The sequence below is a fragment of the Acidaminobacter sp. genome (assembly GCF_030247605.1).
Taxonomy (GTDB): domain Bacteria; phylum Bacillota; class Clostridia; order Peptostreptococcales; family Acidaminobacteraceae; genus Acidaminobacter.
In genome coordinates, this window is sequence record NZ_JAOTSB010000002.1 from 238128 (window position 1) to 253941 (window position 15814).

Genomic DNA, 15814 nt, shown 5'->3' on the forward strand with positions numbered 1-15814 from the left:
TGATTCTCCTTTACATCAGCTCTCGAAGCGCCCTAACAATTTCTTCTGCCTCGCCGACTTGAACGGTTCTGAGATCGAAGATCAATCGATCCTCCGTAACACGTGCAACAATCGGCAGACGTCTGGCCCTTAGCGCCTCAGTCAGCCGCTGGGTGGACTGTTCTGCATGCTTGACAGAAACAGCCCAGGTTGGGAGCTTTTCAAGGGGCAGCGAACCACCGCCCACTTCACTGGCGGTTTCATACAAGGCCGCCTCATAGGCTGTTCCCAGCGCTTCAATCTGCATCTGCAATTCAGTTGCTCTTGGTAAAATATCTGCCTGCTGTTCCGTCAGCATGCGAACAGTAGGAATTTCACGGCGGACAGCTTCCGGATCTCTATAAAGTTTTAATGTCGCTTCCAACGCGCAGAGTGTCATTTTATCCACGCGCAAAGCTCTGGTCAATTGGTTTTTCTTCATGGCGTCAATCCAGTTCTTTCGCCCGAGAATAATGCCTGCTTGTGGACCTCCGAGCATTTTATCACCGCTGAAGGTTACTACATCCGCGCCAGCGCTCATACTTTCTATGACGGTAGGCTCTTTCATCAACCCAAATTGTGAAAAATCGATCAATGAACCGCTTCCAAGATCTTCGATCAGCGGGATGTTCTTTTCGTGACATAAACCGGAAAGTGCCTCCATCTCAACTTCACTAGTAAATCCGAGAATTCTGTAATTGCTGGTATGCACTTTTAATACCGCTGCCGTTCGCTCTCCAATGGCTGCGGCATAATCTCTCAGATGGGTCTTGTTGGTTGTCCCGACTTCAATCAGTTCAGCCCCGCTGGCCCTCATGACATCTGGAACTCTAAAGGCCCCGCCAATCTCGACAAGCTGTCCTCTGGATACTACAACTTCTTTGCCGGCACATAATGTCGACAGCACCAGCATGACGGCAGCTGCGTTATTGTTGACGACGAGAGCCGCCTCCGCACCAGTCAGTTCGCACAGCAGCGACTCGACATGTGAATAGCGCGTGCCGCGTTTCCCGGTCTCCAGATCGTATTCCAGAGTAGAGTAATAGCAGCTCACCTCTGTTAAGTGCTGAGCAATAGAAGGGGCCAGCAGGGATCTTCCAAGGTTGGTATGAATGACAACCCCTGTGGCGTTGATGACGCGTTTTAAATGATAGCCATTTCGCTTGTCTACTTCCTCTGATATGGTTTTAATCAGAGCAGACAAATCCAGACTCTCCGGCAGCGCATCTTCCTCGACGCTGACAAGCAATTGTCTGAGCTCTGACAGAGCCTCCCGGATTACCTCCAGTACCAGATTGCGAGGCACAAACTCAAGCAGCTCTTGAACCTGCTCGTTCGCTATAAGTTCATCCACTTTCGGAATTGCACGCAATAAATTCTTTCTCACAACAGACACCTCAACTATGGCCCGGTCGGCCAATTTTCTCAATAACTTACGGTCGGACAATGAGTGCGACGTCTTGACGTTCTGTAACCCTGCCTACTCTTGCAAAGGCCGTTTGAAGCTTTTCGCCGTACAGAGTTTCCAAAATTTGAGCGCGTTCAGGCTCCAGAGATATTAAAAGTCCGCCTGAGGTCTGAGGGTCAAAAAGCACGTCTATCATAGCTTCTGAAATGGTAGGATCAATCCTGACTCGTTTGCCGGCATAGTCCCTATTTTTGTAGGTACCCGCCGGAACAAGACCCATTCGGGCATTTTCAAGAGCACCTTCCATGACGGGGACAATATGGCTGTCAAGTTCAATACTGACTTTGCTGCCCTCCGCCATTTCAAGCGCATGACCTATCAATCCAAATCCGGTAATATCCGTACAGGCATTTGCACCTGTCTCAATCATCAATTCTGCAGCGACTTTGTTGAGATTCGCCATGACACGGATGGCCTCTTCCACCAAATACTGATCCAGCAATTCTTCCTTAATGCATGTATTTAATATCCCCAATCCAACAGGTTTGGTCAGTATGAGAACATCTCCAGGTTTGGCTGTAGAATTGGCGAGTACCTTTTCAGGATGGACAGTCCCAGTCACAGACAGGCCGTATTTGGGCTCGTTGTCCTCTATGGAGTGTCCCCCTACAAGTAAAGCACCTGCTTCTTTAACCTTATCTGCACCACCTCGAAGGATCTCACCGAGCACTTCAATAGGCAGACAATTGGGGAAGGCCACGATATTTAGCGCGATCAGCGGTACGCCGCCCATGGCGTAGACATCACTGAGCGCATTTGCAGCCGCGATCTGACCAAATTGATAGGGATCATCCACTATTGGTGTGAAAAAATCAAGTGTCTGAATTAATGCCGTTTCCTCATTCAACTTGTAAACAGCAGCGTCATCTGACGTATCAAGACCGACAAGCAGGCGGTCGCTTTCGAATTTTGGTAAATGGCACAAAACTTGTGCCAGGGTTTCCGGCCCAATTTTGGCCGCTCAGCCAGAGCTGTTGCTGAGTTGTGTTAAACGTTTGGCTTCCATGGCAGCCACCTCCAGTCATTTATTGCGTTATCCTGTTAATTATATCAAACTAACGGCTACAATACACATTCAATTTCTCGATGTATTCAAGTTGTCTGACCATAATAGACAATTGAACCAAACCAAAAGCAGAGTCAATCCGGTGTTTCATTTTGTCGCTCAAGCCATTCCAGAATCGCCGCATATTTTGATGGTCCAATCCCTTTGACTTCAAGCAGTGTATCCAGTGATGCAAAACCCTTATTTTCATTTTTGAACTTGAGGATCCTTTCAGCGGTGACCTGGCCAATACCTTTGATCTCCATCCATGTCTCCAAAGACATTGTATTAATTCTCTGAAGCGGCGTTAGTGCCAAGTTGTTCTTGTCAGCAGATTCCAACGGGCTTAATTTTTCAACTTTTTGTTCACCCCGGACGTAATTCTTCTCAGCCTCCATTTCTTGCTGATTATTTATTGGTTGGAGGGTTAACCTCGAAGGATCATGTCTCTCTGAGAAGCCTATAACCCCGTCCTTAGTGGTCTCAGTGACACTATTGGCAGTTGTGTCGGCCGCCAGAGATTTCAGTTCAAAGGAAGTCAGCTCTCCGATCTGGTAAACTGCTGCAGGTACCGCAAGGACAGTCAATAAAAATAAACCTGTGATCGATCTCATTTAACCCTCCATTTTCTTTATATGGTATATTTTGTTATTTTTCTATGAGCAAATCCATGTTATAATACTTTTTAAGAAAACACAAGGGACGGTGTCCTATGACCATTAAAAAACTTAAAATTACTGTGTTGACCTTATTTTGCAGTTTGACTGTACTCTTCGCCAGCACTGCAGCTTTTGCCTTATCCCCTGGAGAAATTAACGCTCAATCTGCAATCCTCATAGACAGTGACAGTCATCAGACGCTGTTTGAGAAAAACGGTCATGAATTGATGTTTCCAGCCAGCACCACAAAATTGATGACTGCGCTGCTGATTCTGGAAAATCACGAGCTGAATGAGACCGTGACCATAGATGCAAAATCACCCATGGCCACTGGCAGCCGCATTTACATAATCGAGGGAGAGACCCTGACCGTTGAACAATTGCTATACGCCCTATTGCTGGCTTCAGCGAATGATGTTGCGGAGGCCCTCGCTATTTATGATTCAGGCAGCATTGAGGCTTTCGCTGAAAAAATGAACCAACGCGCAGTAGAGCTTGGTGCGCTGAATACGCATTTTACAAATCCGCATGGCCTCCCTGATCCGGAACATGTCACAACGGCTTATGACCTGTCGAGAATAGCACTGGAAGCTATAAAACACGAAAAGCTTCGAGAGATTGTGAAAACAGTAAGCTATGATATTCCACCTACCAATAAACAGCCTGAGAAAAGGCATGTTACCAACAGCAACAGATTTTTATATGGTACCGGTTCCGGCAATAAAATTGATTATCGCGGACAGACCATCAACATCAAATATGATGCCGTAACAGGTTTAAAAACCGGCTACACAAATGCAGCGCAACAATGCTTCATCAGCAGCGCCACCAAAGACGGCAAAAATTTAATCTCCGTCATTCTCAAAGCACAAGGTAATTTTTTATATCTAGACACCAGAACTTTAATCGACTACGGATTTGAAAATTTTAACCCACACACTTTTGCGAGCAAAAATGAGTTGATCAGCTACTTTGAATATAACGGCAATAAGAAAGTTAAAATTCCCCTTTATTCAGAGGATGATATAAAGGCGTTGATTCCAAATACGCTGAATCCTGAAGAGATCACCTTCGAAACTGAGATGATGCCGGATTTCGAATTGCCTGTCAAGGAAGGCCAGCGTATTGGCACAATCAGATATTTTATAAACGGCATATTGCTGACTGAAGCGCCGCTGATCACTTTGAATGAAATCAGTGACAAATCCGCGTTGGGGGAAACAACACTTTTTAACAACAGCTGGTTCAGATTTGATACATCTCCCAAAGCACTGGTCCTCCTCGGCATTAAAGTGATTCTTTCTTTGATGCTATGGCGTCTGATTATGTCGAAGTTAAACAAGAAAACCAAACGCAGACCCTCTTCGAAGGCTACGACCCATCCGGCTTTAACCCAAACAACACGCGCCCGCCGTCCTGCGTCGACCTTTAAACCACGTTAATAGTAGATTTTTCCATTTTTACGCAAATAAAATAAAGGCTCTATAATAAATGTTGGGGTGGGTAATTCCTCCCCAGCATTATTTTTTTCAAAAAAATAATGCACTTATATCTTTTGCTCCTTAAAATGTTGTTGCTGAGACAATCATTTAGAAAGGGGCTTGGATATAAGTGCACTCTCATTTTACCAGCAAACTCTTGAATTTAAAAGATTGCTTTGTCCATAAGATATCTCATTCTGAAACCGCTGTGAAAATATCAATCTCCACAAAGCCCAGACCGTCTACCTGTCCCATCTGCGGCAAGGTGACCACCAAGGTACACGACTATCGAAACCAGGTCCTAAAAGACCTACCCCTTATGACCAAGAACACGATCCTGCTCCTTCGAAAGCGTCGGTATGTCTGCTCCTGCGGCAAGCGGTTCTATGAGTCCTACGAGTTCCTTCCCAAGTACAGAAGAATGACCAATCGTCTAGCGGCTTACATTGTCCACGAGCTTAGAAATGCCACTCCAATGGCCGCTGTTGCTGACAAGGCAAATGTCTCGGCACACACCGTTTCAAGGGTCTTCCGTATGATTCAGTATGACAGACCAAGCTCCCTTCCCAAAGTGCTGGCCATTGATGAATTCAAGGGCAACGCCGGAAGCGAAAAGTACCAGTGCATTCTTGTGGATCCGAAAAAGAGAGCCATCCTGGACATCCTTCCAGACCGAAGGCAGAATCACCTGATTGACTATTTTAAGAGTTATTCCAAGCATGAGCGTTTGAAGGTGCATTTCTTTGTGTGTGACATGTGGAAACCTTATGCGGATCTCGCCAGAACGTTTTTTCCCAATGCCTCCATTGTTGTCGACAAGTATCACTTCATCAGACAAGTCTCCTGGGCCATTGAAAATGTGCGTAAGCGCATCCAAAAGACGATGATCCCGGCATTGAGAAAATACTTCAAGCGAAGCCGAAGTCTGATTTTAAAGCGGACTGAAAAGTTGAAGCCCCATGAAAAAGAGCAACTGGATATCATGCTGCTGTATAGCGATGACCTAAGACAGGCCTACAAGCTCAAGGAAGCCTTTTACGCTATTTGCCAACATGAACGTTACTCTGTCCAGAGAAAAGCCTTCTATGACTGGATCCAATATGCCGAACAAGTGCAATTGCCAGAATTCAACGCCTGTATCACTGCTTTTCGGAACTGGAGCAAAGAGATTCTGAACGCCTTCAAATATGGATACACAAATGGCTGCACAGAAGGTTTCAACAACAAGATCAAGGTTCTGAAACGTGTGAGCTATGGTGTGAGAGACTTTGACCGCTTTAGAAATAGGATTCTGCACATTTGCTCTTAGCTTGAATCTCATTCCGGTAACCACTGGTTCTTTTTGTCATGCCATGAATTCTTAAAATCTAACTTCATAACTATAATACCCTCAAAACAACGAAGGAGCAGGGATTCGAAGAATCCCCACCCCAACTATTGACTTAGAGCCAAAATAAAGGCAGTGTCCTGTATTACGGACACTGCCTTTTCACGCTCAATATTCTCTATTTGTTATGAGTGAGTCCCCGTAAAGGCGACCATTTGAATTTCAATCACGGCGTCAAGCGGCAGCTTGGAAACTTCAACTGCGGCTCTCGCCGGTTTATGATCGCCAAAGAATTCTGCGTATACCGCATTCATTCTTGCGAACAGCGAAATGTCACGGATAAAAATCTCAACTTTTACAATTGTTTCGAGGGAACCGCCACCGGCTTCAACGATAGCCTTGCAATTTTCAAGGGACTGTCTTGCAGCCTGCTCGATTTCCTTGTAATGCTCACCCGTAGCCGGATTGATTGGCAGCTGGCCTGAAACATAGATGAACGGACCTGCATTCATGCCTTGGGAATAAGGTCCGACTGCACCTGGCGCTTTATCTGTTGAAATAACTTTGGGTTTCATGACTGTGCTCATAATAACGCCTCCTATTTTGTTTCCCGGATTTCATCCAGGTAATTATATATGGTGTATCTTGAAACACACAGGACGTTGGCGACATAATCAATTGCGCCTTTTATCAGAAATGCGCCCTTTTGATCCAGGCGATCCACCATCATAACCTTGTCATCCTTGGACAAGTAGATAATAGGTTTTCCAACCTCGTCTAAAGTTTCTTTTACCAGATCCGTCAAGACGACACTAACCACATTGAGGTTCTTTGGATCACTCTGTCGCTCCTGAAAATCCTCAGATATTTTCATGATGTCATTTAAAACGGAACGCGCTCCGACGAGCTCAGTAATGTCAAAATTGATGCAGAAACAACCAATCACTTTTAGATGCTCATCTTTGATAAATACTGTCGTCGACTTTAGTACACGCCCATCTGCGCTCTTTCCGGTGTAGTTGACAATATCTTCATCAACTTTACCATTCTGAACCAGTTTGAGTGATGCTTCAGTCATAGGGCTGCCTGAGCTCCTGCCAGTCACATGGCCGTTCTCAATAGCGACTATGGAGTGCTGCAGATCTGTAAAATCGTGCAGGACCACTTCGCAGCGGCTTCCAAAGGTTGCAGCTATGCCTTTTACCAGTGGAATATAAGACTGTATGATTGGGTTAATTTTTGTACTCATCGTCATCACCGTACCACAATATTGACAAGTTTCTTAGGGACGACTACAACTTTAACAATTTGTTTTCCGCTAAGTGCCTCTGAAATTTTTTCCAGAGCTAAGGCGGCTGTTTGAATCTCTTCTTGTGTGGCGTCTTTCGAAACCACCAAGTGCTCCCTGACTTTTCCATTAATCTGAACAGCAAATTCTATCTCATCCAGAATCAAAGCTTTAGCATCATAGGTTGGCCAGGACACTTCGTGGACACTTCCAGTTTTACCCAGCCCATTCCAAAGCTCTTCCATGAGATGCGGTGCAAACGGTGCCAAAAGTTTGATCAGCGATTCAGCAGCAGCGCCATAAAGCGGCGCATTCCAGCGATCTTTGGCACTTTCACGGTAGCGGTACATCTCATTGACGAGCTCCATGACAGCACTGATTGCCGTATTGAAATTGAAGCGATCTTCAATGTCCTCAGAGACTTTTTTGATGGTGCGGTTCATGACATAATTGAGCGTCTTTTCATCCTCATGGGTCAGAACGATTTCACCGCTGCCCTTGACTGCCTCTTCGTCAGTTACCGCCCTGAAAACCCTGTTCAGGAAGCGGTGTGCGCCGTCCACACCATCATCAGACCACTCAAGATCCTTTTCTGGTGGTGAAGCAAAGAGAATAAAGAGTCGTGCCGTGTCAGCGCCATATTTGGCTATAATTTCGTCCGGACTGACGACGTTCCCTTTGGATTTTGACATTTTAGCGCCATCTTTCAGAACCATGCCTTGAGTCAGCAGATTCTTGAAAGGTTCACCGACAGGCGACAAACCCAGATCATACATAACTTTTGTAAAGAAACGGGAATAGAGCAAGTGCAGTATCGCGTGCTCAACGCCGCCAATATACTGGTCTACTTCCATCCAGTAGCTGGCAGCATCTTTGGAGAAAGGCAGTGACTCATTATGAGGATCTGTATATCTCAAGAAATACCAGGAAGAGTCTACGAAGGTATCCATGGTATCCGTTTCGCGAACCGCATGGCCGCCGCATTTTGGACAAGTGGTATTCATGAAGGTGTCACTCGTTAAGAGAGGCGATTCACCTTTCCCTGAAAACTTGACATCTCTTGGCAATACGACCGGAAGTTCTTCAACCGGAACCGGAACGATGCCGCAATCAGGACAATTGACCATAGGAATTGGACAACCCCAATACCGCTGGCGCGACACGAGCCAGTCCCTGATTCTAAAATTAGTCGTTGCATTGCCGGAGCCTTCAGCTACCAAACGCTCAACAATTTTCTGAGTCCCCTCCTCAATGGTCAGGCCATCAAATGGTCCTGAATTAACCATTACGCCCTTACCGGTAAAGAGTGTCTGTTGGTATTCCCCTTCAGCATCTGTCGGACGTATGACTTCGATGATCTCCAGACCATATTTCTTTGCGAAGTCGTAATCCCGCTCATCATGGGCAGGAACAGCCATGATTGCGCCTGTGCCATACTCCACCAAAACATAGTTGGCAACGTAAATAGGAATCAGGCTGCCTGTCAATGGATGAATCGCGTATCGGCCTGTAAACAGGCCTTCCTTGACCGCCTCAGTCGAAGTCCTTTCAATTTCTGATATGCGCGCCAGACGATCGACAAATTCCCGGATAGGTGTCTCAAATTCAGTACCGGCTGTCAATTCAGCGACATAGGGATGCTCAGGTGCAAGTACCATATAAGTACATCCATAGAGCGTGTCCGGTCGGGTCGTGAAAACTTTGAGTTTTTGATCAAACCCATCAATTGCAAAATCAATTTCAGCGCCGATGCTCTTGCCAATCCAGTTCTTTTGCATGGTTTTAACTTTTTCAGGCCAGCCGTGAAGGGTCTCAATATCCTCAAGAAGACGGTCTGCATAATTAGTAATTCTGTAGAACCATTGTGACAGATTTTTCTTGACGACCGGACTGTCACAGCGCTCGCAGAAGCCGCCTACGACCTGCTCGTTTGCGAGAACGGTCTCACAAGAGGTACACCAGTTAACCGGCGACTTCTTCTTATAAACAAGATCCTGTTCGAAAAACTTGACGAAAAGCCATTGTGTCCACTTGTAGTAATCCTCCATACAAGTCGTCACTTCACGGTCCCAGTCATAACTGAGTCCAAGGCGCTTGAGCTGCTTTTTCATTTCAGCTATGTTGCTCTTCGTCCAGATATCAGGGTGAATCTGATTTGCGATCGCCGCGTTCTCAGCAGGCAAACCAAAAGCGTCCCAGCCAATTGGATGCAGAACGTTATACCCCTGCATTTTTTTGAATCTGGCGACAACATCACCAATGGAATAGTTGCGCACGTGTCCCATGTGAAGTTTTCCGGACGGATAGGGAAACATTTCGAGCGCATAGTACTTTTTGGCCTCCGGATTGTTGACCACTTTAAATGCATCATCTTGATCCCATTGGCGCTGCCATTTTTCTTCAATTTCAGCGAATTGATACTTCAACAATAACCCTCCCTCAACAAAAAATAAAAAGTGGACATTGCTTTGATCTTTAGGGACGGGCTATCGCCCGCGGTACCACCCTAATTGACATTCATGTCCACTCATTGATCCATATTTGGCAGATCAGCCTGAAGCAATTAACGTCAAATGAGTTCAGCGCGCTCTATGCCGATTCACACCTTCCACCGGCTCTCTGAAAAAGAGGTTATGCTTACTGATTTTGACAGCTTCTAATATGTTATTACGATTAATTGTAATGAATTGACCCTTGGCTGTCAACCTTCAATACAATTTTTTTGGCATCATTCCACAAACGTTCGAGATTATAATATTCTCTCTCTTCTTTGTGAAAAATATGCACCAGGATATCATGATAATCCATGACGACCCAGCGTCCGGTTTTCATGCCATCCTTATATTTTGTATAGATCCCGTTCTTGGCCAATTCATCTTCAACATGGTCTGCAATTGCCACCACTTGCCGGTCTGAATTGCCTGAAGCGATTACAAAGTAATCCGCAACTGACGAGATGCCGCGAAGGTCCAAAATCACTATATCGTCGCCTTTTTTGGCGTCGATCAGCTTTCCAATTTCCTCCGCCAAGCTTAGATTGGATCCCATTCTATGACCTCACTTTTCCAGCGTTAACAATAACGCGTTTCTCATTTCCACACTTTGGAAATGTATTGGGCTGCCGGATTCGAGAATAAATGCAAGAGTCTGGCTGACTGACATTAGCAGCGCTTTATCCAATGATTCCTTTGACAGCATGCGAAGTGCCGACACGCCCGGATAATCGCGTCCCGGTTCAATGGCATCCGCCAGGTAGACTATTTTTTCTTCCAATGTCATATCACGCCGTCCAACAGTATGATAGCGGACTGCATCTAAAATGACAGGATCGGAAATGATCCCTTCACGGTCAAGCCAAAGAGCCGCGATTGGCCCATGTGCAATTTCCGGAAGTTCATCCACACTGTCTGATGCTGAATACCCTAGACTGCGCCCTAATTCTAATAGTTCGGATTTTTGAACGCCTTTGAACAGATCATGATAGATCGCAGCTCTTGAAACGGCCAATAGATTGCCGCCGTAAAGCTGGGACAATTCACAGGCAGTTTCCAAAACACCTAGAGTATGAGCAAGTCGCTTTTGCTTGATTTTTCCACAGATGAAAGTGTAATCCTCCTGGAGTTCTGGAAATCTGAGACTCAGGCTCTCAATCTGACAGGGTTTCATGTGAAGACTCCTTGAGATATAATTGATGCTTAACAATATATTGTGCTACGGTTTCAGGCATCAGGTATTTCACACTTTGCCCTAAAGCAATGCGCTTTCTCAGGTCTGTGGAGGATATGTCAAGCTCAGGAAGTTCTTCAATCTTTACACTGGCGCTATACCGCTGCTGCAGCTGTTCCATTTTCTGGAGAAGTACAGCCTGATCCGTACCTGGCCTCGCCGCGCCAACGAATGTCACCATTTTTAAAAGTGTTTCAACGGATCGCCAAGACTCAAGCTCCATGAGGGTATCTGCACCTGCTATGAAGAAGAATTTATCCTCAGGCGAACTTTCCCTGACAATTTGAGAGACTGTTTCATGAGAGTAGGTGACACCTTCCCGGTCAGTCTCAATCGAAGAGACTTCGAAATCGGGATGATCAAGAGTTGCCAGCATCACCATTTCATAGCGCTGTCTCGGCATTGTCATTTTATCAGCATGCTTATGGGGCGCTCGGCCCACGGGAATAAATATCACCTGATCCAGTGATAAGCGGGTCCTCATTTCTTCAGCGAGTACCAGATGCCCATAATGAATCGGATCAAAGCTCCCGCCCATAAGTCCAATGCGTTTGCCCTTCGTCTCCATTGCCTACAGCTCCTTATTTCGGCAATTGGATTTTCGGTTCTTCATGATTCTTACGGTAAAGTGTAAACCGGTTTCCAATTGCCTGAACAAATTCAGAACGCGTTTTTTCGCAGACCTCTGAAGCAATTTCTTTTGCACTAAGCTGGCTGTTTTCAAGTACCGATACCTTGACGAGTTCGTGAGAGGTCAGACACTCGTCAAGTTGTGCGAGCAAGCTTTCGGAAAGGCCTTCCTTTCCAATGTGCACTAGCGGTTTCAAAGGATTCGCAAGACTTTTAAGATAGCTTCGCTGTTTTGGTTTTAACATGATATTCCTCTTTTCCATTTCAAACTAGGTTTTTCGGACAGGCTCTGTCCGCCTTAGTCATAGAATTCAAATTCTACGGTTTCGATACGAACCGTGTCGCCATCTTGAACGCCCATTTTCCTAAGTTCATCGATAACACCAGATTTCCTTAGAATTTCCTGGAACCGTCTAAGTGATTCAACATCAGTAAAATCTGTGGAATAGACCAGTCTTTCCATAGGCAGGCCTTCAACCACATAGAGTTCATTGTGTCTTCTATACCTGATGGTTTGATCCAGCTCCGCCTCATCCGCAAGAGAATCCACCATTTCGTGGATCACCGGCGGCTCAATGGTGTCCAGCTGCTCTGTCACATAATGCATCAGCGCGTCGATGCCCTCGCCCGTTGCAGCCGAGATTGGAAACACCTTATAGCCGCGGGACGACATTGCCTCGACAAACGCATCCAGTCCCTCCCGCTCATACAAAAGGTCAATCTTGTTAGCAGCGATTACTTGTATGCGCTCGGTAAGAAGTTTACTGTAACGCTCGAGTTCGAGATTGATCTTGTCAAAGTCCTCGACCGGATCACGTCCTTCTGTGCCGGAGACATCCACAACATGAATGATGAGACGTGTCCGCTCTACATGGCGCAAAAATTCATGGCCAAGACCGACACCTTCACTGGCGCCTTCAATCAAGCCCGGAATATCAGCGAGAACAAAGCTCTTGCCTTTGATGACCTCAACCACACCCAGATTTGGCGTCAAGGTTGTAAAATGATAGTTGGCAATTTTGGGCTTAGCCATGGTCGTCGCGGATAAGAAAGTTGATTTCCCAACGTTTGGATAACCAACCAAACCGACGTCTGCCAGCATCTTAAGCTCCAGAATCACCGAACGCTCTTCACCGTACGTCCCTTGTTCAGCAAACGTTGGCGCCTGGCGCGTTGCCGTCTTAAAATGCACGTTGCCTCTTCCGCCGCGTCCTGCGCGCGCAATGACTGCACTATCTCCCGCCTTCAAAAGATCAGCGAGGACTCTGCCTGTCTCAGCATCGCGAATAACGGTGCCGGGGGGTACTTTAAAAACGAGATCCTTGGCATCTTTGCCAAACATCTTCTTTTTCATGCCGTTCTCGCCGTTTTCCGCGATATATTTTTTCAGATAGCGAAAGTCCATCAAGGTGCGCATGCCTTCATCCACAATGGCTATGACACTGCCACCGCGCCCGCCGTCTCCACCGTCAGGACCGCCCGCAGGCACATACTTCTCTTTCCTGAAACTTACTCTGCCGTCTCCGCCTTTTCCAGCTTTGACGAATATTTCTGCCTTATCTACAAACATTTAAAACCCCTGCTTTCACAATGAACCATTTAGATGAAAAATGTCCATCTACAAAAGTGAGATGGACATTGAACATGCGCTTGATGTATTACGCCTCGTAGACGCTGACTTGCTTTCTGTCTTTGCCTTTTCTTTCGAATCTAACGACACCTTCAACTTTCGCGAAAAGTGTGTCATCCCCACCACGGCCAACATTGTTGCCCGGGTGAATTTTTGTGCCGCGCTGACGAACGAGAATGCTGCCCGCTGTCACGGTCTGGCCGTCCGCTCTCTTGACGCCGAGTCTCTTGGACGCACTGTCACGACCGTTTTTCGAGCTACCAACACCCTTTTTGCTCGCGAACAATTGCAAATTAAACTTAATAAGCATCAGATTCCACCTCCTCAGTGAACAACTTAACAAAATCCGGGGCGCTTTCCGCGACGCCGCGAAGCCCCAGAACCATACTTTCAATCAGAATTCGGGCTGTGCTCATCTGCGCTTTTGATAAATGAAGCGGCAGACGGCAAAGCAGATACCCTTCATCCACCGTAAAATCCAGATCGTGAATTCCGGCGATTTCATCCAGGGAGACAAGCGCTGTCTGACCCAAAACTGAAACAGCAGCACAAACCACGTCCTGTCCATAATCCGCCTGTCCGGCATGCCCTTCGATCTCAAACAAGACCGGCCTGCTGCCTGACCAGACTACACGTGCGGTGACCATAATTAAAGGCCTATAAACTGATCTTTTCGATCAGAACGCGCGTATATGGCTGACGATGTCCTTGCTTCTTACGGTAGTCTTTTTTGCGCTTGTATTTGAAAATAGTAATCTTCTTGCCTTTGCCATTTCCAACGACAGACGCTTTAACGACTGCGCCAGCGACAACCGGGTTGCCAACTGTAACGCCTTCGTCTCCGGAAACCGCGAGTACTTCGTTGAATTCAACAGTTTCGCCTGCTTCCACGTTCAGTTTCTCGATGTTGAAAACATCACCTTCCTGAACTTTGTATTGCTTGCCACCAGTTACAATAATTGCGTACATGAACTTGCACCTCCTCTTAGAGAACTCGCCGGACCGGGCAGCCCAAGCTATGCATTCGCGTCAACAACTCAGTGTTTGCGAAGACTCAGCCAGTGCATTTCCAAGCCTTTCCCGTGCGGTTTTCAGGCAACGAAACTTAGATGCCTGAACATCGTTCTAATTATATACGACCTTGACTCATTTCACAAGGCTTTTTTGTACTGAATTAATAAAAAATCCAGACTCTCATCAAGCGTCCATCGAAGCTCAAATTGGAAGTCCCGTTCTGCCTTAGCGATCAACGGCTCCAGCGTTACAATCAACTTTGCCAAACCCGAACTGACTCTAAACGCCGGACTTCGCTCACCTGTTCTCACAGCCTCTTTCAGCATCAAGTCCAGCTGAGCCGGCGCAGACAAAACCCGTCCCTGGCCACAGCAGCCACAAGGCGCCGTAATCAGTTCAGACAGAGAACTGCCCATTCTTCGCCGCGTCATGCTCAACACACCTAATGAACTGACTTCCGCTGCGAAAATGCCCGAAAATCCAGACTGCAATGTCTTTTTTAAGAAGGCGTTGTAGAATTGACGCTCAGCTTCGCTCTCGGCGTCAATCAGGTCCATCAACACCATGCCGCCAATGTTCCTGAGCTCAAGCTGCCTCAGACATTCCAGAATAGCCTCCTGATTGATTTTCTTTTTGATGCCGATGGTTTGCCGCGCCCCACCTGCAGCGCTGCCCGCATTCACATCTACAGCGTGAAATGCTTCTGTGGCCTCAAGGATCATATAGGCGCCGCCCAGCTCTACTTTCTTGTCCAGAAGGGCCTGGATCTGTCTTTCAAGCTGGTGGGCCGCCTCGAACAGGAAAGGATTGCGTTTTTTCCCTTTGATAGAAGCAGCGAGGTCTACCTGAAGATTGTAGTTCTTCATAAAATCTTCCATCTCAAACGCGTCCTCCGGATTCGAAAACACGAGCGCTGTATCCGGTGTGGACAGATGCTTCAAAAGCAGTTTTTGAGAAGCGCTTAGACCCGGATCGACACATCTGGGACTGCGCACTGTGACATAGGATCGCTGCAGTCTGTCCCAGTCTTTTCTGAGTCGTGCGGCTTCCTCGGCGACCCATTCAGGCTGAGTCAGCGCGCCTTCTGTTCTGACAATGTAGCCAAGCTCACCAACTGCCGCGTCCACCTGCGCCATGAGGATCTCGCGCTTTACGCTGTCTTTAAGTTTGCGTGAAATTGATTTTTGTTTGGATTCCGGCATCAAGACCAGGTAACGCCCTTGAATCTCTATTTTTCCGGTGATCTTGGGGCCTTTATAACGCCCGCCCTCGGCTTTTAGCTGAACCAGAAGTTCGGATCCATTTTTCAGGCTCTTTCTGTCCAGTCGCTCCGGAAGGTCCTGAAGCGGCAAAAAGGCATCCTGTGCCAATCCAAGATCCACGAAAGCAGCGTCGAGGGATTCGACTATGGCGGTTATGCGCCCAAGAAAAATCGCACCTTCAAGAGGCTCTGCGATCAGCGGCTCAACAGCTAGTGCCTGCAAGATGCCGTCTTCTACAAAAGCCGTTCGCTTGAACAAGAAATGAG

The 15814-nt window shown here is 46.8% G+C and carries 17 protein-coding genes; 2 read left to right on the forward strand and 15 right to left on the reverse strand.

From position 1 onward, the window contains the following. Positions 1 to 10: 10 nt before the first annotated feature. The 3 genes from selA to OEL90_RS01120 form a co-directional block, all read right to left on the reverse strand. Positions 11 to 1405 carry an L-seryl-tRNA(Sec) selenium transferase gene (gene selA, locus OEL90_RS01110; RefSeq protein WP_291401133.1) on the reverse strand — a complete coding sequence of 465 codons (1395 nt, stop codon included), beginning with the start codon at positions 1403 to 1405 and terminating at the stop codon, positions 11 to 13. 46 nt (positions 1406 to 1451) lie between these two features. Continuing rightward, entirely contained in the window at positions 1452 to 2492 is a 1041-nt protein-coding gene (gene selD, locus OEL90_RS01115; RefSeq protein WP_291401131.1) for a selenide, water dikinase SelD, read from the reverse strand. Positions 2493 to 2626: 134 nt separating this feature from the next. Next, entirely contained in the window at positions 2627 to 3145 is a 519-nt protein-coding gene (locus OEL90_RS01120; RefSeq protein ID WP_291401129.1) for a ComEA family DNA-binding protein, read from the reverse strand. 98 nt (positions 3146 to 3243) lie between these two features. Here OEL90_RS01120 and OEL90_RS01125 point away from each other — a divergent pair, with 98 nt between their 5' ends. Together OEL90_RS01125 and OEL90_RS01130 are read left to right on the forward strand one after the other, a co-directional pair. Further along, a complete protein-coding gene (locus OEL90_RS01125; RefSeq protein WP_300686730.1) occupies positions 3244 to 4632 on the forward strand; it encodes a D-alanyl-D-alanine carboxypeptidase family protein in 1389 nt (462 codons plus the stop codon). A 169-nt stretch (positions 4633 to 4801) separates the two neighbouring features. Continuing rightward, on the forward strand, positions 4802 to 5980 hold the full coding sequence (locus tag OEL90_RS01130) for an ISL3 family transposase (protein WP_300686732.1): 1179 nt from the start codon (positions 4802 to 4804) through the stop codon (positions 5978 to 5980). A 203-nt stretch (positions 5981 to 6183) separates the two neighbouring features. Here OEL90_RS01130 and OEL90_RS01135 read toward each other — a convergent pair whose 3' ends face one another. The 12 genes from OEL90_RS01135 to OEL90_RS01190 form a co-directional block, all read right to left on the reverse strand. Beyond that, the gene (locus tag OEL90_RS01135) at positions 6184 to 6585 is read right to left on the reverse strand and encodes a Rid family detoxifying hydrolase (protein ID WP_331488090.1); all 402 of its coding nucleotides are present in this window, start codon (positions 6583 to 6585) and stop codon (positions 6184 to 6186) included. A gap of 11 nt (positions 6586 to 6596) precedes the next feature. Beyond that, positions 6597 to 7247: a helix-turn-helix transcriptional regulator gene (locus tag OEL90_RS01140; RefSeq protein WP_291401125.1), complete on the reverse strand. Its 651-nt coding sequence runs from the start codon at positions 7245 to 7247 to the stop codon at positions 6597 to 6599. A 5-nt stretch (positions 7248 to 7252) separates the two neighbouring features. Further along, entirely contained in the window at positions 7253 to 9715 is a 2463-nt protein-coding gene (leuS, locus tag OEL90_RS01145) for a leucine--tRNA ligase (protein ID WP_334305963.1), read from the reverse strand. A gap of 244 nt (positions 9716 to 9959) precedes the next feature. Continuing rightward, positions 9960 to 10334, reverse strand: a complete 375-nt coding sequence (gene rsfS / locus OEL90_RS01150; RefSeq protein WP_291401121.1) for a ribosome silencing factor — start codon at positions 10332 to 10334, stop codon at positions 9960 to 9962. A gap of 9 nt (positions 10335 to 10343) precedes the next feature. Continuing rightward, positions 10344 to 10952, reverse strand: a complete 609-nt coding sequence (gene yqeK, locus OEL90_RS01155; RefSeq protein ID WP_300686738.1) for a bis(5'-nucleosyl)-tetraphosphatase (symmetrical) YqeK — start codon at positions 10950 to 10952, stop codon at positions 10344 to 10346. Beyond that, entirely contained in the window at positions 10933 to 11580 is a 648-nt protein-coding gene (gene nadD, locus OEL90_RS01160) for a nicotinate-nucleotide adenylyltransferase (RefSeq protein WP_291401117.1), read from the reverse strand. Before nadD ends, yqeK begins: the two co-directional genes overlap by 20 nt. Before the next feature lie 13 nt (positions 11581 to 11593). Further along, complete coding sequence (yhbY, locus tag OEL90_RS01165; RefSeq protein ID WP_300686740.1) at positions 11594 to 11887, reverse strand: ribosome assembly RNA-binding protein YhbY; 294 nt, start codon at positions 11885 to 11887, stop codon at positions 11594 to 11596. Positions 11888 to 11940: 53 nt separating this feature from the next. Then, positions 11941 to 13212: a GTPase ObgE gene (obgE, locus tag OEL90_RS01170; RefSeq protein WP_300686742.1), complete on the reverse strand. Its 1272-nt coding sequence runs from the start codon at positions 13210 to 13212 to the stop codon at positions 11941 to 11943. A gap of 88 nt (positions 13213 to 13300) precedes the next feature. After that, the gene (gene rpmA, locus OEL90_RS01175) at positions 13301 to 13582 is read right to left on the reverse strand and encodes a 50S ribosomal protein L27 (protein ID WP_291401111.1); all 282 of its coding nucleotides are present in this window, start codon (positions 13580 to 13582) and stop codon (positions 13301 to 13303) included. Further along, positions 13572 to 13919, reverse strand: a complete 348-nt coding sequence (locus tag OEL90_RS01180; RefSeq protein ID WP_291401109.1) for a ribosomal-processing cysteine protease Prp — start codon at positions 13917 to 13919, stop codon at positions 13572 to 13574. Before OEL90_RS01180 ends, rpmA begins: the two co-directional genes overlap by 11 nt. Positions 13920 to 13929: 10 nt before the next feature. Beyond that, positions 13930 to 14241 (reverse strand): 50S ribosomal protein L21, encoded by a 312-nt coding sequence (rplU, locus tag OEL90_RS01185; protein ID WP_291401108.1) that lies wholly within the window; start codon positions 14239 to 14241, stop codon positions 13930 to 13932. Positions 14242 to 14423: 182 nt separating this feature from the next. Continuing rightward, entirely contained in the window at positions 14424 to 15806 is a 1383-nt protein-coding gene (locus OEL90_RS01190; RefSeq protein WP_300686746.1) for a ribonuclease E/G, read from the reverse strand. Between the last annotated feature and the right edge of the window lie 8 nt (positions 15807 to 15814).